This window comes from Streptomyces sp. NPDC051064 (genome assembly GCF_044455985.1).
GTDB lineage: Bacteria > Actinomycetota > Actinomycetes > Streptomycetales > Streptomycetaceae > Streptomyces.
This window is the reverse complement of the sequence record NZ_JBITFK010000001.1, coordinates 14,334-31,908: the sequence shown is the minus strand read 5'-3', so window position 1 is coordinate 31,908 and position 17,575 is coordinate 14,334. Positions and strand designations below refer to the sequence as shown.

Below are 17,575 nucleotides of genomic sequence, written 5' to 3'. Positions count from 1 at the left end.
GGCCGGGGACAGCTGTCCCCGGCCCCTCCGTCATGCCTTACCTGCGGACCGCGTCCAGCGCGTCCACGACACCGGCTCCGTAGAAGCCGTTGTACTGCTTACCGCCCTCGCAGACCGCGTCGACGGTGCCGTCACCGTCGATGTCGTACGGGGCTCCGCACGCGGTGGCGTCGGCCTGGTGCGTCAGCAGAGCCTTCACCACGTCCGCCGAGGCTCGCGGGTGGGTCGACTTGATCAGGGCCGCGACACCCGCGACGTGCGGGGACGCCATCGACGTACCGGCCTTGTAGCCGAATCCGCCGCCGGGCAGCGTGGACAGGATCAGACCGTTGTTCGCCGGTGCCTCCGGCGCCTGGTAGCGCGTCGAGTCACCGCCGGGGGCAGCCACGTCGATGACCCCGAGACCGTAGTTCGAGTAGGACGACTTGAGGTTCTTCGCGCCGGTCGCGGAGACCGTCACGACACCCGGCAGCATGGTCGGGATGTCGGGGCAGGCGCTCGGGTCGACCGTGCGGGTGACCGTCGTCGTGTCGTTGGGGCTCGTCGTGTCCTCGATGGCGTCGAGGGCCAGGTCGTGGTCCGAGTTGCCGGCCGCCGCGACGTTCACGACGCCCTTGCCCTCCGCGTAGCGGGTGGCGCGGGTGACCGCCTCGACCAGGGCGCCCTGGTCCGGGTCGTTCTTGCAGTTGAACAGCCACGGGTCGGTGTAATAGCTGTTGTTCGTCACGTCGACGCCGTGCTCGGCCGCCCAGACGAACCCGCAGACGACGGCCTCGGTGTAGAAGAAGCCGGCGGGCGTGGACACCTTGATACCGGAGACCTTCACGCCCGGCGCGACACCGGTGACGCCGGTGCCGTTCTTCGCCGCGGCTATGGTGCCCGCGACGTGCGTGCCGTGGTCGCTCTCACCGGCGGCCGGCCGCCAGGCGCCGTCCGTGGTGTCCGGGGCGCCGGACACACAGTTCACCGAGGCCTTGCGGTCGAAGTTCGGCGCCAGGTCCGGGTGCGTGTCGTCCACACCCGTGTCGATGACGGCGACCGTGACCTCGCTGCTGCCGAGCGACTTCTGGTGCGCCTTGTCGGCCTTGATGGCCGGAAGGTCCCACTGCAGGGGCTCCAGCGGGTCCTGGCCCGCCACCGCGTCCGCCGACGCCGCCCGCGCCTGCGCGGCGGTCAGGGGCTGCTCGACCCCGATGTCCTTCGTCGCCTGCGGGACGATCGGGTTGGTGCGTGTGGCGCCCGCCGACTGGACGCCCTTGGCCTTGCGGATCGTCGCGCCGAAGTCCGGGTTCTGCGAGTGGACGACGATGACGCCTATCTTGTCGTACGACGTCACGACGGTTCCGCCGGCCGCGGATATCGCCTTGCGCACCTGCTTGACGGTGCCGTGACCCGCCCGCGTGTTCACGACGTACGACAACTTGGGGCCGTCCGTCCGAACCGCCGCCGCAGGCTCGTCCGCGGGTGCCGCGGCCGCGGTCCCCGTCGGGAGGAAGCCGAGCGAGGCCGTGAGCGCGAGTCCGACGGGCAGCGTGAGTACGCGAGTCCGCCTGGATGCCAGATGAGCCATGGGTTCTCCACATCATCCGTGCCGTGGGCCGGACACCGGTGTGTCCGTCCGGTACATGACCAGTGAAGTTATCGCTGATCTTCCCGGCGCATCAATGAATACGGGCAAGTGAGTTCGAGGTGTGACCTCCTGGAGTCGCGTCCGGGGAAGCCGGCCCGAGAAGACCGAACCTGCGGTGAACCGCTTCGCCGCGCTCTCCGTGCCGTTGCACAGGGAGTCGTGTGATCAGCCCCCGCTACCCGAAAGCGCAGAGGACTCCCCGTGAAATCCACCGTCCCCACCACCGCACCCGCGTCGCGAGGAGAATCCGTGGCCACCGAAGCACCGCCGCCCCAGATCCCTGAGGACGGCAGTCCCGTCCAGCCCACGACCGAGGCGTTCCTCAAGGAGCAGAACAGCCCGGAGTTCACCGAACTGCGCCGCTCCCACCGCTCCTTCGCCTTTCCGCTGACCGTCGGCTTCATCGCCTGGTATCTGCTGTACGTGCTGCTGTCCAGCTACGCCGACGACTTCATGAGCAAGATCGTATTCGCGAACTTCAACGTCGCCTTCGTGTTCGGCCTCGCCCAGTTCGCCACCACGTTCCTCATCGCCTGGTTCTACTCGCGCCACGCCACGAACAAGCTCGACCCGCAGGCGGCGGCCATCAAGTCCCGTCTGGAGGCCGACGCATGAGCGCCGCGCACACCCCGCACGCCGTGATCCAGCTCGCCGCCGAGGCGTCGTCGACGAGCGAGCACCGGCCGCTGATCATCACCCTCTTCGCGGTCTTCGTCGCGGCGACCCTGGGCATCACCGTCTGGGCCGGCCGGCAGACCAAGAGCGCGTCGGACTTCTACGCGGGCGGGCGGCAGTTCACCGCCTTCCAGAACGGCCTCGCCGTCTCCGGCGACTACATGTCCGCGGCGTCCTTCCTCGGTATCGCCGGCGCCATCGCGCTCTTCGGCTACGACGGCTTCCTCTACTCCATCGGCTTCCTCGTCGCCTGGCTCGTCGCCCTGCTGCTCGTCGCCGAACCGCTGCGCAACTCGGGCCGCTACACCATGGGCGACGTCCTCGCCTACCGGATGCGGCAGCGGCCGGTGCGCACCGCCGCGGGCGTGTCCACCATCGTCGTGTCGATCTTCTACCTGCTGGCCCAGATGGCGGGGGCCGGCGTCCTCGTCTCGCTGCTCCTCGGCATCACCAGCGACGCGGGCAAGATCCTCATCGTGGCGCTGGTCGGCGTGCTCATGATCCTCTACGTCACCATCGGCGGCATGAAGGGCACCACCTGGGTGCAGATGGTCAAGGCCGTGCTGCTCATCGCGGGCGCCCTGCTGATGACCCTGATGGTGCTGTGGAAGTTCGACTTCAACGTCTCCGACCTGCTCGGCACCGCCGCGGAGAAGAGCGGCCACGGCTCGGCGTTCCTGGAGCCCGGCCTGAAGTACGGCGTCACCGACGTGTCGAAGCTGGACTTCATCTCGCTCGGTATCGCGCTCGTCCTCGGCACCGCCGGTCTCCCGCACATCCTGATCCGCTTCTACACCGTCCCGACCGCCAAGGCCGCCCGAAAGTCCGTGAACTGGGCCATCGGCATCATCGGCGCCTTCTACCTGATGACGATCGCCCTCGGCTTCGGCGCCGCGGCACTCATCGGACCCGAGGAGATCAAGGCGAAGAACCCGGCGGGCAACGCGGCGGCACCTCAGCTCGCCGAGTACCTCGGCGGACTCGGCACCACCGGGGGCGCCGTCATGCTCGCCGTGATCTCCGCCGTCGCCTTCGCGACGATCCTCGCCGTCGTCGCGGGGCTCACCCTCGCCTCCTCGTCCTCCTTCGCCCACGACATCTACGCCAACGTCATCCGCAAGGGGAAGGCCACCGAGAAGGAGGAGATGAGCGCGGCCCGCTGGGCCACCGTCGCGATCGGCGTCGTCTCCATCGGCCTCGGTGCGATGGCACGCGACCTGAACGTCGCGGGACTCGTGGCCCTGGCCTTCGCCGTCGCCGCGTCGGCCAACCTGCCGACCATCCTCTACAGCCTCTTCTGGAAGCGCTTCACCACCCAGGGCGCCCTCTGGTCCATCTACGGCGGTCTCGCCTCGTCCGTCATCCTGGTGCTCTTCTCCCCGGTCGTCTCGGGGAAGGCCAGCTCGATGTTCCCGGACGTGGACTTCGCCTGGTTCCCCCTGGAGAACCCCGGCCTCATCTCCATCCCGCTGGGCTTCCTGCTCGGCTGGGTCGGCTCGGTCCTCTCCAAGGAGGAGCCGGACAAGGGCAAGTACGCCGAACTCGAGGTCAAGTCCCTCACCGGCACCGGCGCCCACTGACCGGTCCCACCGCACCGGCCACGCCTCCACGGGGCCCCGTCGTAGAGATCTACGACGGGGCCCCGTCGCACCTCGTGTCAACCGAGCCCCCTGGATGTCACAGTCCTCGCGTAGTCTCGGAGGTGTCAGACCGCAACCGCGGACATCACCGGGGGAGGGGGCCCACAGTGCTCATCGACACCTACGGCCGGGTCGCCACCGACCTGCGTGTCTCACTGACCGACAAGTGCAATCTCCGCTGTACCTACTGCATGCCCGAAGAAGGCCTGCAGTGGCTCTCCAAGACCGAGCTGCTCAGCGACGACGAGATCGTCCGGCTCATCAGGATCGCCGTCACGGAGCTCGGTATCACGGAGGTCCGCTTCACCGGCGGCGAGCCCCTGCTGCGCCCCGGGCTCGTCTCCATCGTCGAGCGGTGCGCCGCCCTGGGACCCCGCCCCAGGATGTCGCTCACCACCAACGGCATCGGACTCAAGCGCACAGCCGCGGCCCTGAAGGCGGCAGGCCTCGACCGGGTCAACGTGTCCCTGGACACCCTGCGCCCGGACGTCTTCAAGACGCTCACCCGCCGCGACCGGCACAAGGACGTACTGGACGGGCTGGAGGCCGCCCGCGAGGCGGGACTCACCCCCGTCAAGGTCAACTCCGTCCTCATGCCCGGGCTCAACGAGGACGAGGCCCCCGACCTGCTCGCCTGGGCCGTGGACAACGCCTACGAGCTCCGCTTCATCGAACAGATGCCGCTCGACGCCCAGCACGGCTGGAAGCGTGACGGCATGATCACAGCAGGTGACATCCTCACCTCGCTGCGCACGCGCTTCACCCTCACCGCCGAAGGGGACGAGGACCGCGGATCGGCTCCCGCCGAGCGCTGGACCGTGGACGGCGGCCCGCACCGCGTCGGCGTCATCGCTTCTGTGACCAGGCCCTTCTGCGGAGCCTGCGACCGCACCCGGCTCACCGCCGACGGACAGGTCCGCACCTGTCTCTTCGCCCGCGAGGAGACGGACCTGCGCGGCGCTCTGCGTTCCGACGCGCCGGACGAGGAGATCGCCAGGATCTGGAAGCTCGCGATGTGGGGCAAGAAGGCGGGCTCCGGCCTCGACGACCCGGCCTTCCTGCAGCCCGACCGGCCCATGTCAGCGATCGGTGGCTGACAGGCTGCCGGGCGGTCTCGGACCGGGCGAGGTCACTCCGCAGCCTCTGAGGATTCCCACTCCGCGAGCGTCACGACATCCTTGAGGAAGCCGCGCACACCGAGGAACGAGGAGAGGTGCTCCCGGTGCTCGTCGCAGGCCAGCCAGGTCTTGCGGCGCTCCGGGGTGTGCAGCTTGGGGTTGTTCCAGGCGAGCACCCATACGGCGTCGGCACGGCAGCCCTTGGCGGAACAGACCGGTGCGCCGGTGGCGCTCTCGGCGGAAGTCTCGGGGAAGTTCACGGCCTCAACCCTAAGTGCTCCCGCCCGGGACCTCCGCGACGCATCCCCGCCGGAGAATGGCGACGCCGAGCAGCCACGGGGGGAGCTGCCCGGCGTCGGTCCGTCGCTCCGACGGGGGATGCGGAGCGCACCCGAAGTATGCCACGGAGGCCAGGGTCCGGTGCACCGGAACGGCACGATTGATCTGAGCTTTTCTTGAGCTTTGCGGAGCGCTCCCGCTCAGCCCGCGGGCCGCGTACCGCCCCCGCCGCCGGCCGGCCCGGGATCCGTGACCGGCTCCGGAGCGGGCTCCGCGGGGCCGGCCGAGGGAGCCGTGCCGAGAGCCGGCCGCATCGGTGCGGGCACGAACGTCGTAGGAAGTGAAGGGGTGTTCTCGCGACCGGCGTTGGCGATGACCACCGCGACATAAGGGAGCAGAACGCCCAGAGCGAGCGCCACCACGGCCACGTGCCTCTCGACATTCCACAGGGTCGTGGCCAGCACCACGGAGACGGTGCGCACGGACATCGAGATGATGTAGCGCCGCTGCCTGCCCCGCACGTCGTCGGCAAGTCCCTGGCGGGCGCCGGTGATCCGGAAGACCTCCGTACCGCTCTGCTTCCGCATCGTGATTCCACCACCAGATCTCTGTGCCGGACTTCCCCGGACGGTGCGCTCCTACGGTACGCCCGGCGTCCGCCTGCTTCGAGACCGGGGCGAGTCCCGTACGGCCGGTCCGGACCGCGCTCCCACGTACGGCCCTGTCCGGCATGCGGCGTACGTGCGGCGGGTCGAGACTGGGCGGACGTGCGCACTACCGCGCCGCACGAGGAGGCGATATGGGCTGGTTGTGGGCAATCATCGTAGGTCTGGTGCTTGGTGTGATCGCCCGGGCGATCCTGCCGGGGAAGCAGGACATCCCGCTCTGGCTGACGGTGGTGTTCGGCATCCTCGGCAGCATCCTCGGCAACGCGGTGGCGACGTGGATCGGGGTCAACGACACCAAGGGGATCGACTGGATCCGCCATGTGCTGCAGCTGATCGGTGCCGTGGTCGTCGTAGGCGTCGGCGACATGGTCTGGCAGTCGATCCGAGGTAGACGGGGCAACAGGCAGCGAACCTGACGCCCGGTACGACACAGCGCCGCGGCCGGCCACGCTTCACGCGTGACCGGCCGCGGCGCTGTGCCCGTCGGCGTCAGCCGGCGGTGACCTCGACGGCGGCCAGGTTCTTCTTGCCCCGGCGCAGGACCAGCCAGCGCCCGTGCAGCAGCTCCTCGTGTGCCGGAGCGCTCTCGCCGTCGGTGACCTTCGCGTTGTTCACGTAGGCCCCGCCCTCCTTGACCGTGCGGCGGGCGGCCGACTTGCTGGCGGAGAGCCCGACCTCGACCAGGAGGTCCACCACCGGGCCCAGTTCGGTGACCCGGGCGTGCGGCACCTCGGACAGGGCGGCGCTCAGCGTCGCCTCGTCCAGCTCACCGAGCTCACCCTGGCCGAACAGGGCCTTCGACGCCGCGATGACCGCCGCGCACTGCTCGCCGCCGTGCACCAGCGTCGTCAGCTCCTCGGCCAGCGACCGCTGCGCCGAACGTGCCTGCGGACGCTCCTCGGTGAGCTTCTCCAGCTCCTCCAGCTCCTCGCGGCTCTTGAAGCTGAGGATGCGCATGTACGTCGAGATGTCCCGGTCGTCCACATTCAGCCAGAACTGGTAGAACGCGTACGGCGTCGTCATCTCCGGGTCGAGCCAGACGGCCCCGCTCTCGGACTTCCCGAACTTGGTGCCGTCCGCCTTCACCATCAGCGGCGTCGCCAGCGCGTGCACGGCGGCACCCGGCTCCAGGCGGTGGATCAGGTCGATCCCCGCCGTGAGGTTGCCCCACTGGTCGCTGCCGCCCTGCTGGAGGGTGCAGCCGTAGCGCCGGTACAGCTCCAGGTAGTCCATCCCCTGGAGGAGCTGGTAGCTGAACTCCGTGTAGCTGATGCCCTCCTGCGACTCCAGCCGACGGGCCACCGAGTCCTTGGTGAGCATCTTGTTGACCCGGAAGTGCTTGCCGATGTCCCGGAGGAACTCGATCGCGGAGAGGCCCGCGGTCCAGTCCAGGTTGTTCACCATCGTGGCGGCGTTCGGGCCCTCGAAGGTGAGGAAGGGCTCGATCTGCCCGCGCAGCCGCTGGACCCACGCGGCGATGGTCTCCGGGTCGTTCAGTGTGCGCTCCGCGGTCGGCCGCGGATCACCGATCTGACCGGTCGCCCCGCCGACCAGGGCGAGCGGCTTCAGGCCGGCGAGCTGGAGCCGGCGCATGGTGAGCACCTGCACCAGGTGGCCCACGTGCAGACTCGCCGCGGTCGGGTCGAAGCCGCAATAGAAGGTGACCGGGCCGTCCGCGAGAGCCTTGCGCAGTGCGTCCTCGTCGGTGGACTGGGCGAACAGCCCGCGCCACTTCAGCTCGTCGACGATGTCCGTCACGGTCGTTTTCTCCTTGCGGGGTTCGATTGGTTGTCCGGTCAGTGTATGGGGGTCATACGCCCCGGCTGACCGAGCTCATGTGGAAGTCGGGGATGCGCAGCGCGGGCATCGCGGCCCGCGTGAAGTAGTCGCCCCACTCGCGCGGCAGCGTCTTCTCCGTACGGCCCGCCTCCGACGCCCGGGACAGCAGCCCGACCGGCGACTCATTGAACCGGAAGTTGTTGACCTCGCCGAGGACCTCGCCGTCCTCCACGAGATAGACCCCGTCCCGGGTCAGGCCGGTCAGCAGCAGGGTGGCAGGGTCCACCTCCCGGATGTACCAGAGGCAGGTCAGCAGCAGGGCCCGGCCGGTCGTCGCGGCCACCATCTCCTCCAGGGACCGCTCACCGCCGCCGTCCAGGACGAGGTTGTCCATCGAGGGGGCAACCGGCAGACCCGTCAGTCCCGCGGAGTGACGGGTCGTGGTCAGCCGCTCCAGCCTTCCGTCCTTGATCCAGTCGGTCGGGGCCAGCGGCAGTCCGTTGTCGAAGACCGAGGAACCGTCCCCCGACGCGTGCGCGATCACGAAGGGGGCCGACTCCAGTCCCGGGGCGTGCGGATCGCTGCGCAGGGTCAGCGGCAGCTCGGAGAGCGTCTCGCCGATCCTCGTACCGCCGCCCGGCCGGGAGAACACCGTCCGGCCCTCCGCGGCGTCCCGTGCGCCCCCCGACCAGTACTGGTAGATCAGCAGGTCGGCCACCGCGGTCGGCGGCAGCAGCGTCTCGTAGCGCCCGGCCGGCAGCTCGATCCTGCGCTCCGCCCAGCCGAGGCGCTGCGCCAGCTCCGCGTCCAGGGCCGCCGGGTCGACGTCCTTGAAGTCCCGGGTGGCCCTGCCCGCCCAGGCGGAACGGGTCCGGTCCGGGGACTTGGCGTTCAGCTCCAGCGTCCCGTTCGGCTGGTCGTGGCGCAGCCGCAGCCCCGTCGACGTACCCAGATACGTCGAGCTCAGCTGGTGGTGGGCGAAGCCGTACAGCTCGCGGCCGCCCGAGCGGGCCCGCGCGAAGGCGTCGCCGAGCGCCGGGGCGAAGTCGGCGAAGACGTCGGAGCCGGTCTCGGCCGGCGGCTCCGTGAAGTCGGCGGACACCGGCACCCCGGACACCAGCGGCTGCGCGTCCTCGGCCGGGCCGGCACCACGCGCGGCGGCCTCGGCGGCCCGCACCAGCGGTTCCAGGTCGTCGGCCGTGACGGCCGAGCGGGACACCACACCCGATGCCGTTCCCTCCGCGCCGTCCACGGTCGCGATCACGGTGAGGGTCCGCCCCCGCGTCACCCCGTTCGTGGTGAGCGCGTTCCCGGCCCAGCGCAGATTGGCGGAGGAGCTCTCGTCCGCGACGACCACGCAGCCGTCGGCGGTGGACAGTTCCAGTGCGCGCTCGACGATCTCGTACGGCTTGCTGACGCGGCTCATCGCCCGGCCTCCTGCGTCGTGTTGAGGATGTTCACGCCTCGGAAGAGGGCGGAGGGGCAGCCGTGCGACACGGCCGCGACCTGACCCGGCTGGGCCTTGCCGCAGTTGAACGCGCCGCCCAGGACGTAGGTCTGCGGGCCGCCGACCTTCTCCATCGAGCCCCAGAAGTCCGTCGTCGTCGCCTGGTAGGCCACGTCCCGCAGCTGGCCCGCCAGCCTGCCGTTCTCGATCCTGAAGAACCGCTGCCCGGTGAACTGGAAGTTGTAGCGCTGCATGTCGATGGACCAGGACCGGTCGCCGACCACATAGATCCCGCGCTCCACCCCGCCGATCAGGTCCTCCGTGGAGAGCCCGCCCGGATCCGGCTGCAACGAGACGTTCGCCATGCGCTGCACGGGGACGTGCTCCGGGGAGTCGGCGTACGCGCACCCGTTGGACCGGCCCAGGCCCGTCAGCTTCGCGATCCGCCGGTCCGTCTGGTAGCCGACCAGCGTCCCGTCCTTGACCAGGTCCCAGGACTGGGCCTCGACGCCCTCGTCGTCGTAGCCCACCGTCGCGAGCCCGTGCTCGGCGGTGCGGTCACCGGTCACGTTCATCACGGGGGAGCCGTACGTCAGCTTCCCCAGCTGGTCGAAGGTCGCGAACGAGGTCCCCGCGTACGCCGCCTCGTAGCCCAGCGCGCGGTCCAGCTCGGTCGCGTGGCCGATCGACTCGTGGATGGTCAGCCAGAGATTGGACGGGTCGACCACCAGGTCGTACGTCCCCGCCTCGACGCTCGGCGCCCGCATCTTCTCGGCCAGCAGCCCCGGGATGCGCTCCAGCTCCGCGTCCCAGTCCCAGCCGGTGCCCGTGAGGTACTCCCAGCCCCGGCCCACCGGCGGGGCGATCGTCCGCATCGAGTCGAACTCGCCGGTCGTACCGTCCACGGCCACCGCGGTCAGCTGCGGATGCACCCGCACCCGCTGCTGGGTGGTGACGGTGCCGGCGGTGTCCGCGTAGAACTTGTTCTCGTGGACCGTCATCAGCGAGGCGTCCACATGCGCGACCCCGTCGGCCCGCAGCAGGCGCGCGCTCCACTCGGCGAGCAGGCCCGCCTTCTCCGCGTCCGGCACGTCGAAGGGGTCACGCTCGTACGCCGACACCCAGGTCCGCTCGCCGTGCACCGGCTCGTCCGCCAGCTCGACGCGCTCGTCGGAACCGGCCGCCGCGATCACCTTCGCGGACAGCTTGGCCATGGCGACCGCCTGCGAGGCCACCTTCGCCGCCGCGTCCATCGTCAGGTCCACCCCGGACGCGAACCCCCAGGCCCCGCCGTGCACCACCCGGACCGCGTACCCGGTGTCGGTGGTGTCCGACGTCCCGGACGGCCGGGCGTCCCGCAGCCGCCAGGAGGCGCCGCGCACCCGCTCGAACCGGAAATCCGCGTGTACGGCGCCGAGCGCACGGGCGCGGGCGAGCGCCGCGTCGGCGAGGGCACGGAGCGGCAGGGCCAGGAACGACTGATCTACCTCGTGGGCCACGCGGGCCTCCCCTTCTCCACCTCTGAAAATGTCTCCGCAGTGAATCATGGGGGGTCGCGGCGTCCCCGTGCTCCGGTTTTACGTTGCCGTGTCCCGGCCGGACCGTTCTGTAGGGATCCAACAGTCCCCGCCCGGCGGCGCTGTCAGAGGCCGATTCCCTGGATGAGAGGTGGTACCGATAGGTTTTCGATGTACCAGACCGCCAAGGAAAGGGTGATCCGTTGAGCCGCTCGGTTCTCGTCACCGGAGGAAACCGGGGCATCGGCCTCGCCATCGCCCGCGCCTTCGCCGACAACGGCGACAAGGTGGCCGTCACCTACCGCTCCGGAGAGCCGCCGCAGGCGCTCACCGAGGCGGGCGTCCTCGCGGTCAGGTGCGACATCACCGACACCGAGCAGGTGGAGCAGGCCTACAAGGAGATCGAGGAGAAGCACGGTCCCGTGGAGGTGCTGGTCGCCAACGCCGGTATCACCAAGGACCAGTTGCTGATGCGGATGACCGAGGACGACTTCACGTCCGTGGTCGACACCAACCTCACCGGCACCTTCCGCGTCGTCAAACGGGCCAACCGTGCGATGCTGCGCGCCAAGAAGGGCCGTGTCGTCCTCATCTCCTCCGTCGTCGGCCTCCTCGGCTCGGCCGGACAGGCCAACTACGCGGCGTCCAAGGCGGGCCTGGTCGGCTTCGCCCGGTCGCTGGCCCGTGAGCTCGGCTCGCGGAACATCACGTTCAACGTCGTCGCACCCGGGTTCGTCGACACCGACATGACCCAGGTGCTCACGGACGAGCAGCGCAAGGGCATCGTGTCGCAGGTGCCGCTCGGGCGCTACGCGCAGCCCGCCGAGATCGCCGCAGCGGTGCGCTTCCTCGCGTCCGACGACGCCTCGTACATCACTGGAGCCGTCATTCCCGTTGACGGCGGATTGGGCATGGGTCACTGATCACCATGAGCGGAATTCTCGACGGCAAGCGCATCCTCATCACGGGTGTGCTGATGGAGTCGTCCATCGCTTTCCACGCCGCGAAGGTGGCCCAGGAGCAGGGCGCCGAGGTCATCCTGACGGCGTTCCCCCGGCCGACGCTGACCGAGCGCATCGCCAAGAAGCTCCCGAAGCCCGTCAAGGTCCTCGAGCTGGACGTCACCAACGACGAGCACCTGGAGCGGCTCGCCGGTCTGGTCAAGGACGAGCTCGGCTCGCTGGACGGCGTCGTGCACTCCATCGGCTTCGCGCCGCAGGACGCGCTCGGCGGTAACTTCCTGAACACCCCGTTCGAGTCGGTCGCCACCGCGATGCACGTCTCGGCGTTCTCGCTGAAGTCGCTCGCCATGGCCTGCAAGCCCCTGATGAACGACGGCGGCTCGATCGTCGGTCTCACCTTCGACGCGCAGTTCGCCTGGCCGCAGTACGACTGGATGGGCCCGGCCAAGGCGGCGCTGGAGGCCACCTCCCGCTACCTCGCCCGTGACCTGGGCAAGGACAGCATCCGCTGCAACCTGGTCTCGGCCGGACCGCTCGGCTCCATGGCCGCCAAGTCCATCCCGGGCTTCGGCGAGCTCGCGGACGTCTGGAACCACCGCTCCCCGCTGGAGTGGGACATGGCCGACCCCGAGCCGGCCGGCCGCGGCATCGTGGCGCTGCTCTCGGACTTCTTCCCGAAGACGACGGGCGAGATCATCCACGTCGACGGCGGCGTGCACATGATGGGCGCCTGACCCGCCCACGCCTCACCGACGGCCGCGTACCCCTCGCCGGGGCACGCGGCCGTCGCGCGTGTCCTGAAAGAGGCCCTCCCGGCGCTCAAGTCGAAAAGATGGCCGTTCCACCGCAGAATGTGGTGGAACCGGACTTTTGGTCAGGCTGTGGGGAGGAGATCGTTGTGCGCTCCACACGTCGCCGAACCTGGGCCCTGCTCGCAGCGGCGGCCGTGGTCGCGGGGCTCCTGGCCCCGGTGGCCGTCAGCGCGGCCAACCGGGCGGGGAGCGGCGCGGCCGCACCCCGCGCGGGCGCGGCCGCACCCCGCGCACCGGAACCGGAGCCCTCGGGCGCCGAATGCCGTACGTCGGTCGAGGGGTCCCGGGTCGTCGCCTTCTGCCACAACCCGTACCCCACGACCGATCTGGTCCAGCTCCACACCGAGTGCGCGCGCTGGTGGGACGTCGACGCGGACGGCGGGGCGGTCGCGGTGCAGCCGGGCCGGACGGTCAAGCTCGAGGACCGCTGCTGGAAAGAGGTCGGCTCGGCCTGGGTCAGCCACTCGGTGTCCTAGAGGGCGGGGGAGCTCAGACGCGCTCCCGCAGGCAGTCCAGCGCGTGGGCCGCCGCCTCGGCGGCGGCCGTCTCCGCGTCCCCCGCCCGAATCGCCTCGACGAGCCGCGCGTGGTCCATGAGCTCCTGCGGCCCGAGCTTCGAGCCCACGTCGTCGCGCAGGTAGTCACGGAGCAGGTCGTTCAGGTCGGCGTAGAGCTCGGTCAGTACGTCGTTGTGTGAGGCCGCGACCACGGCGAGGTGCAGTGTCGCGTCGGCGGCCACGAAGGCCTCCGTGTCCCCGGACGCCCAGGTCTCCTCGCGCCGGACCATCAGCGCGTCCAGCTGCCGCAGATCCCGGTCCGTGCGGCGCAGGGCGGCGAGCCGGGCCGCCGAGGACTCCAGCGTGGAGCGCAGCTCCGCGACGTGCCGGGGGTCGGCGTCCGCGAACCGGCGGTGCATCACCCCGGCCAGCTCACTGGTCGCCACCACGTACGTGCCGGAGCCCTGGCGGATGTCCAGCAGCCCGTTGTGCGCCAGGGCGCGCACCGCCTCGCGCACCGTGTTGCGGGCGACCCCGAGCTGCTCGACCAGCTCGGGCTCGGTGGGGATCCGTGAGCCCACGGGCCACTCGCCCGTGGTGATCTGGTTCCTCAGCTGGGCAATCACCTGGTCGGCGAGAGCCGAACGCCGCGTGGACGTCAGCGCCATGGTGCTCCTTGCTCGTGGTCCGGAAGAGGTGGTCCGGAAAGGTGGTCCGGGAGGTGCGGGCCCGTCGGGTAGTCGTTCCGATTGTCCCAGGGAGTGAATCGGAGTGGACAGTCAATCATCCCATGATTCTATGATGGGTCTCATGCGTCACGACGAGACCCCGACCCTGAGCCCTGCCGCCGGCCCCCGTACACCCGTGCCGGGGAGCGCCTCGCCCGGGCCTTCCCCCTGGGTGCTGCGGATCGTCACCGTCGGTCTGGTCCTCGCCGCGCTCAACCTCCGGCCCGCCATCACCAGCCTCGGCCCCCTCCTCGAAGAGGTCCGGGACACCCTGCACATGAGCGGCAGCGTCGCCGGTGTCCTCACCTCCGTGCCGCCGCTCTGTTTCGCGCTGTTCGGCTTCATGGCGCCCCGGCTGGCCCGCCGGTTCGGCGCCGGCGCCGTCGTCTGCGCGGGCATGGTGGCCATCACCGCCGGCCTGCTGATCCGCCCGTTCGCCGGCGGTACGGCCGGGTTCCTCGCCGCCAGCGCCCTCGCCCTGATGGGCATCGCTGTCAGCAACGTCCTGATGCCCGTCATCGTCAAGCGCTGGTTCCCCGACCGGGTCGGCACCGTGACAGGCCTCTACTCGATGGCCCTGGCACTCGGCACCGCCCTCGCGGCCGCCCTCACCGTGCCCCTCACGGACGCGCTGGGCGGCAGTTGGAAGACGGGACTGGCCGTCTGGGCGGGGCTGTCGGCCGTCGCGATCCTGCCCTGGATCCCGCTCGTACGGGACCGCGGCACGGGCGCCGGGCAGCCCGCGGGACGTGCCGGGGAGCAGGCCCCCGCCCTCAGGATCACCCGTAGCCGTACCTCCTGGGCGCTCGCCTGCTTCTTCGGGCTCCAGGCCACGGCCGCGTACATCACGATGGGCTGGATTCCGCAGATCTTCCGTGACGCGGGGATCTCGGCGGGCACCGCGGGCGTCCTGCTCGCCGTCGTCATGGCCATGGGCGTACCCCTCGCCTTCGTCATCCCCCGGGTCGCCACCCGGCTGCGGACCCAGGGCCCGATCGTCCTCGTCCTCAGCGGGTGCGGCCTTCTCGGCTACGCGGGCCTCTACCTGGCCCCGGCCGGCGGCGCCTGGCTCTGGGCGCTGCTGCTGGGCGTCGCCAACTGCGCCTTCCCGCTCGCGCTCACCATGATCGGGATGCGTTCGCGGACCGGCGCGGGTGTGGTCAGGCTCTCCGCGTTCGCGCAGTCCACCGGCTACCTGCTCTCGATCCCCGGCCCCCTGCTGGTCGGCGTGCTCTACCAGCACAGCGGCGGCTGGGGCCTGCCGCTCGCCCTCATGGCGGCCCTCCTCGTGCCCCAGACGATCGCGGGCATGCTCGCGGGCCGGGACCGGGCGATCGAGGACGAATGCTGAGATGCGAGACTGTGCCTATGCCAGTGCTCGATCCGAATCCCCAGAACGGTCAGAAGAAGCTGCTCCTCGTCTTCGGGACGATGCTCCTCATCTCCGTAGTCATCGGCGTGATCGCCACGATCGCCTCTCCCTGACCCTGCGGGGGTGGGGCCAGCCCCCCTGTCCCCTAGGGGGCCAGGTTCAGGGTCGAGTGGGTGGGTCACCGGATGGGACCGCCGCCGGCCGGCCCGTAGGTTCTGGGTAACCCAGCCGAGGACCCACGGAGGCGGACATGTCGGCCCGTACGCACACCCGGACCCACCGCCCGGCCGCCACGGACTCCGTCGAGGTCAGGCTGCCGTGGTGGGCCGTCGCGCTGCCCGCACTCGCCTTCGCGGCGCTCCTCCTGCTGATCGTGGAACCCGGCCAGGCGCACGCCTCGGCCGGCGACCCCGCCGTCGGGCGGCTGCTCGGGCACATCGCGGGGCTCCTGCCCGCCTGACCGGCTCCGTACACACCCCGCCGCCCTTCCTTCACCCCCTGAGGGTGAGCACGTCAACACCCTGCGCCCGGAGGCACAATTCGTGCGAAGCTGAGGTGTATGAGCGTCGATACACCTCGCAGGATCGTCTTTCTCAGGCATGCAAAGGCGGAATGGTCGCAGGAGTCCGACCATGAGCGGCCGCTGGCGGAACGGGGCAGGAAGGACGCCCCCGTCGCCGGCCGCAAGCTGGCCGATTCAGGAACCGTCTTCGACCTGGCTCTGTGCTCGACCGCCACCAGGACCCGCGAGACCTGGAAGCTCGCGGTCCACGAATTCGCGCAGCGCCCCAGGACCGTGTACGAGGAGAGGTTGTACGAGGCCTCCCTCGGCGAACTGATCGCCTTGTTCAACGAGACGCCCGACGACGTGCGGAATCTGCTGGTCATCGGCCACAATCCCGGCATGCACGGTGCCGCGGACGCGCTCTCCGGCGGGGCCCAGGGCGATGCGCTCGCCCGCATGACCAGGGACGGGTTCCCGACGGCCGCCTATGCCGTCGTCGAGTTCCCCGGCGTGTGGAAGAGCCTGGAACACGGCGTGGGCAAGCTCGTCGAATACTGGACGCCGAACGACTGAGCACGACGCGCGAAGGGCCCCGGCACAGCAGCTGTGCCGGGGCCCTTCGCGTGCGGTCAGTCCACCAGGCCGTCGGCCGTCTCGACCTCTTCGCGGGTGATCCCGAGCAGATACAGCACGGTGTCCAGGAAGGGGACGTTCACCGCCGTGTGGGCGGCCTGACGGACGACCGGCTTGGCGTTGAAGGCGACACCCAGGCCCGCGGTGTTCAGCATGTCCAGATCGTTGGCACCGTCACCGATCGCGACCGTCTGCGCCAGCGGCACCCCCGCCTGCTCCGCGAAGCTGCGCAGCAGCCGGGCCTTGCCCGCCCGGTCCACGATGTCGCCCACGACCCGGCCGGTGAGCTTGCCGTCGACGATCTCCAGCGTGTTGGCGGAGGCGAAGTCGAGCCCGAGGCGCTCCTTGAGGTCGTCCGTGACCTGGGTGAACCCTCCCGAGACCACGCCCACTTGGTAGCCGAGCCGCTTCAGCGTCCGGATCAGGGTCCGGGCACCGGGGGTCAGCCGGACCTCCGCACGCACCTTCTCCACCACCGACACGTCGAGCCCGGCCAGCAGCGCCACGCGCGCGTGCAGCGACTGCTCGAAGTCGAGCTCGCCGCGCATCGCCTGCTCGGTCACCGCGGCGACCTCGGCCTCGCAGCCGGCGTGGGCCGCGAAGAGCTCGATGACCTCGTCCTGGATGAGCGTCGAGTCCACGTCCATGACGACCAGCCGCTGCGCCCGACGGCTCAGCCCGGCCGACATGACGGCGATGTCGACACCGATGTCGGCGGCCTCCGTCGCCAGTGCGGTCCGCAGCTCCTCGGTTCCGGTGCCGGACACCGCGAACTCGACGGCGGTGACGGGGTACTTCGCCAGGCGGAAGATCCGGTCGATGTTGCCGCCGGTGGAGGTGATCCTGGCCGCTATCGACGCGGTGGACTCCGCGGTCAGCGGGTGCCCCAGCACGGTCACATGGGAGCGGCCGGAGCCGCGGGGACGGTTGTCGCCCGTGCCCGAGATGATCTCGGCCTGCAGCTTCAGCGACTCCGCCCAGCTGTGCACGGTCGCCCGGAGGTCGCCGTCCGTCGTGCCGTCGGGCGTCGGCGAGGTCACCAGGGCGCACAGGACGATGCGGCCACGGGTGACGACCTGCTCGATGTCCACGACGTCGACGGCATAGGCGGCGAGAGTGTCGAAAAGTCCGGCGGTGATGCCCGGCCGGTCCTTCCCGAAGATCTTGACGAGAAGAGTGGGGGCGTCCGTGTCCCGAGGGGACTCGGGGGGCTCAGGAGACCGGGGTGACCGAGGTGGCTGAGATGCGCTCATGGTGGTCCCACCGTATAGGGCGGCGGGTCGGGCTCCGAAGCCGTCCCGAGTGGCGGACAGC

Annotated in this window: 19 protein-coding genes; 11 read left to right on the top strand and 8 right to left on the bottom strand. The window is 70.3% G+C overall.

Annotated elements, in window-relative coordinates; translation table 11 throughout:
- Window positions 1–37: 37 nt before the first annotated feature.
- The gene (locus ACIBCU_RS00170) at window positions 38–1,570 is read right to left on the bottom strand and encodes a S8 family peptidase (protein ID WP_399228166.1); all 1,533 of its coding nucleotides are present in this window, start codon (window positions 1,568–1,570) and stop codon (window positions 38–40) included.
- A gap of 309 nt (window positions 1,571–1,879) precedes the next feature.
- Here ACIBCU_RS00170 and ACIBCU_RS00165 point away from each other — a divergent pair, with 309 nt between their 5' ends.
- The 3 genes from ACIBCU_RS00165 to moaA all read left to right on the top strand — a co-directional run bounded on the left by ACIBCU_RS00165 (window position 1,880) and on the right by moaA (window position 5,042).
- Window positions 1,880–2,245: a DUF485 domain-containing protein gene (locus ACIBCU_RS00165; RefSeq protein WP_362932776.1), complete on the top strand. Its 366-nt coding sequence runs from the start codon at window positions 1,880–1,882 to the stop codon at window positions 2,243–2,245.
- The gene (locus tag ACIBCU_RS00160; RefSeq protein WP_399228163.1) at window positions 2,242–3,885 is read left to right on the top strand and encodes a cation acetate symporter; all 1,644 of its coding nucleotides are present in this window, start codon (window positions 2,242–2,244) and stop codon (window positions 3,883–3,885) included. The genes ACIBCU_RS00165 and ACIBCU_RS00160 overlap by 4 nt, the downstream gene beginning before the upstream one ends.
- A 167-nt stretch (window positions 3,886–4,052) precedes the next feature.
- Window positions 4,053–5,042: a GTP 3',8-cyclase MoaA gene (gene moaA / locus ACIBCU_RS00155; RefSeq protein WP_362932771.1), complete on the top strand. Its 990-nt coding sequence runs from the start codon at window positions 4,053–4,055 to the stop codon at window positions 5,040–5,042.
- Window positions 5,043–5,074: 32 nt separating this feature from the next.
- Here moaA and ACIBCU_RS00150 read toward each other — a convergent pair whose 3' ends face one another.
- Both ACIBCU_RS00150 and ACIBCU_RS00145 read right to left on the bottom strand, forming a co-directional pair.
- Window positions 5,075–5,323, bottom strand: coding sequence for a hypothetical protein (locus ACIBCU_RS00150; protein ID WP_362932769.1), 249 nt, complete (start codon window positions 5,321–5,323; stop codon window positions 5,075–5,077).
- Between the two features lie 219 nt (window positions 5,324–5,542).
- Complete coding sequence (locus ACIBCU_RS00145; protein ID WP_362932767.1) at window positions 5,543–5,929, bottom strand: DUF3099 domain-containing protein; 387 nt, start codon at window positions 5,927–5,929, stop codon at window positions 5,543–5,545.
- A gap of 212 nt (window positions 5,930–6,141) precedes the next feature.
- On the opposite strand from ACIBCU_RS00145, the gene ACIBCU_RS00140 reads away from it, so the two are divergent.
- Entirely contained in the window at window positions 6,142–6,426 is a 285-nt protein-coding gene (locus ACIBCU_RS00140) for a GlsB/YeaQ/YmgE family stress response membrane protein (RefSeq protein WP_362932765.1), read from the top strand.
- A 73-nt stretch (window positions 6,427–6,499) separates the two neighbouring features.
- Here ACIBCU_RS00140 and tyrS read toward each other — a convergent pair whose 3' ends face one another.
- From tyrS to ACIBCU_RS00125, 3 genes are read right to left on the bottom strand one after another with little or no spacing between them, the layout of a single operon-like run.
- Window positions 6,500–7,768: a tyrosine--tRNA ligase gene (gene tyrS, locus ACIBCU_RS00135; protein WP_399228160.1), complete on the bottom strand. Its 1,269-nt coding sequence runs from the start codon at window positions 7,766–7,768 to the stop codon at window positions 6,500–6,502.
- Between the two features lie 52 nt (window positions 7,769–7,820).
- Complete coding sequence (locus ACIBCU_RS00130) at window positions 7,821–9,215, bottom strand: metallopeptidase TldD-related protein (RefSeq protein WP_399228157.1); 1,395 nt, start codon at window positions 9,213–9,215, stop codon at window positions 7,821–7,823.
- Window positions 9,212–10,735, bottom strand: coding sequence for a TldD/PmbA family protein (locus ACIBCU_RS00125; protein WP_399228155.1), 1,524 nt, complete (start codon window positions 10,733–10,735; stop codon window positions 9,212–9,214). The genes ACIBCU_RS00130 and ACIBCU_RS00125 overlap by 4 nt, the downstream gene beginning before the upstream one ends.
- 221 nt (window positions 10,736–10,956) lie before the next feature.
- Between ACIBCU_RS00125 and fabG the strand changes: the two genes are divergently transcribed.
- The 3 genes from fabG (at window position 10,957) to ACIBCU_RS00110 (ending at window position 13,003) form a co-directional block, all read left to right on the top strand.
- On the top strand, window positions 10,957–11,676 hold the full coding sequence (fabG, locus tag ACIBCU_RS00120; protein ID WP_099175996.1) for a 3-oxoacyl-[acyl-carrier-protein] reductase: 720 nt from the start codon (window positions 10,957–10,959) through the stop codon (window positions 11,674–11,676).
- A gap of 5 nt (window positions 11,677–11,681) precedes the next feature.
- Entirely contained in the window at window positions 11,682–12,449 is a 768-nt protein-coding gene (gene fabI, locus ACIBCU_RS00115) for an enoyl-ACP reductase FabI (RefSeq protein WP_362932757.1), read from the top strand.
- A gap of 164 nt (window positions 12,450–12,613) precedes the next feature.
- Window positions 12,614–13,003 (top strand): hypothetical protein, encoded by a 390-nt coding sequence (locus tag ACIBCU_RS00110; protein ID WP_399228152.1) that lies wholly within the window; start codon window positions 12,614–12,616, stop codon window positions 13,001–13,003.
- A gap of 13 nt (window positions 13,004–13,016) precedes the next feature.
- Here ACIBCU_RS00110 and ACIBCU_RS00105 read toward each other — a convergent pair whose 3' ends face one another.
- Window positions 13,017–13,691: a FadR/GntR family transcriptional regulator gene (locus ACIBCU_RS00105; protein WP_399228150.1), complete on the bottom strand. Its 675-nt coding sequence runs from the start codon at window positions 13,689–13,691 to the stop codon at window positions 13,017–13,019.
- Between the two features lie 133 nt (window positions 13,692–13,824).
- Between ACIBCU_RS00105 and ACIBCU_RS00100 the strand changes: the two genes are divergently transcribed.
- The 4 genes from ACIBCU_RS00100 to ACIBCU_RS00085 all read left to right on the top strand — a co-directional run bounded on the left by ACIBCU_RS00100 (window position 13,825) and on the right by ACIBCU_RS00085 (window position 16,201).
- Complete coding sequence (locus ACIBCU_RS00100) at window positions 13,825–15,102, top strand: CynX/NimT family MFS transporter (protein ID WP_399228148.1); 1,278 nt, start codon at window positions 13,825–13,827, stop codon at window positions 15,100–15,102.
- Window positions 15,103–15,119: 17 nt separating this feature from the next.
- Window positions 15,120–15,236, top strand: coding sequence for an SGM_5486 family transporter-associated protein (locus ACIBCU_RS00095; protein ID WP_086010434.1), 117 nt, complete (start codon window positions 15,120–15,122; stop codon window positions 15,234–15,236).
- Between the two features lie 137 nt (window positions 15,237–15,373).
- Complete coding sequence (locus ACIBCU_RS00090) at window positions 15,374–15,583, top strand: hypothetical protein (RefSeq protein WP_399228146.1); 210 nt, start codon at window positions 15,374–15,376, stop codon at window positions 15,581–15,583.
- A 99-nt stretch (window positions 15,584–15,682) separates the two neighbouring features.
- A complete protein-coding gene (locus ACIBCU_RS00085) occupies window positions 15,683–16,201 on the top strand; it encodes a histidine phosphatase family protein (protein ID WP_362932747.1) in 519 nt (172 codons plus the stop codon).
- 56 nt (window positions 16,202–16,257) lie between these two features.
- Here the strand turns inward: ACIBCU_RS00085 and serB are convergent, their stop codons facing one another.
- Entirely contained in the window at window positions 16,258–17,514 is a 1,257-nt protein-coding gene (gene serB, locus ACIBCU_RS00080; RefSeq protein ID WP_399228144.1) for a phosphoserine phosphatase SerB, read from the bottom strand.
- Between the last annotated feature and the right edge of the window lie 61 nt (window positions 17,515–17,575).

Bases quoted from the DNA above. Each gene is read 5' to 3' on its own strand.
- ACIBCU_RS00170 (WP_399228166.1), bottom strand. From the start codon at position 1,570: ATGGCTCATCTGGCATCCAGGCGGACTCGCGTACTCACGCTGCCCGTC.
- ACIBCU_RS00160 (WP_399228163.1), top strand. From the start codon at position 2,242: ATGAGCGCCGCGCACACCCCGCACGCCGTGATCCAGCTCGCCGCCGAG.
- ACIBCU_RS00145 (WP_362932767.1), bottom strand. From the start codon at position 5,929: ATGCGGAAGCAGAGCGGTACGGAGGTCTTCCGGATCACCGGCGCCCGC.
- ACIBCU_RS00140 (WP_362932765.1), top strand. From the start codon at position 6,142: ATGGGCTGGTTGTGGGCAATCATCGTAGGTCTGGTGCTTGGTGTGATC.
- ACIBCU_RS00130 (WP_399228157.1), bottom strand. From the start codon at position 9,215: ATGAGCCGCGTCAGCAAGCCGTACGAGATCGTCGAGCGCGCACTGGAA.
- fabI (WP_362932757.1), top strand. From the start codon at position 11,682: ATGAGCGGAATTCTCGACGGCAAGCGCATCCTCATCACGGGTGTGCTG.
- ACIBCU_RS00105 (WP_399228150.1), bottom strand. From the start codon at position 13,691: ATGGCGCTGACGTCCACGCGGCGTTCGGCTCTCGCCGACCAGGTGATT.
- ACIBCU_RS00100 (WP_399228148.1), top strand. From the start codon at position 13,825: ATGGGTCTCATGCGTCACGACGAGACCCCGACCCTGAGCCCTGCCGCC.
- ACIBCU_RS00095 (WP_086010434.1), top strand. From the start codon at position 15,120: ATGCCAGTGCTCGATCCGAATCCCCAGAACGGTCAGAAGAAGCTGCTC.
- ACIBCU_RS00090 (WP_399228146.1), top strand. From the start codon at position 15,374: ATGTCGGCCCGTACGCACACCCGGACCCACCGCCCGGCCGCCACGGAC.
- ACIBCU_RS00085 (WP_362932747.1), top strand. From the start codon at position 15,683: ATGAGCGTCGATACACCTCGCAGGATCGTCTTTCTCAGGCATGCAAAG.
- serB (WP_399228144.1), bottom strand. From the start codon at position 17,514: ATGAGCGCATCTCAGCCACCTCGGTCACCCCGGTCTCCTGAGCCCCCC.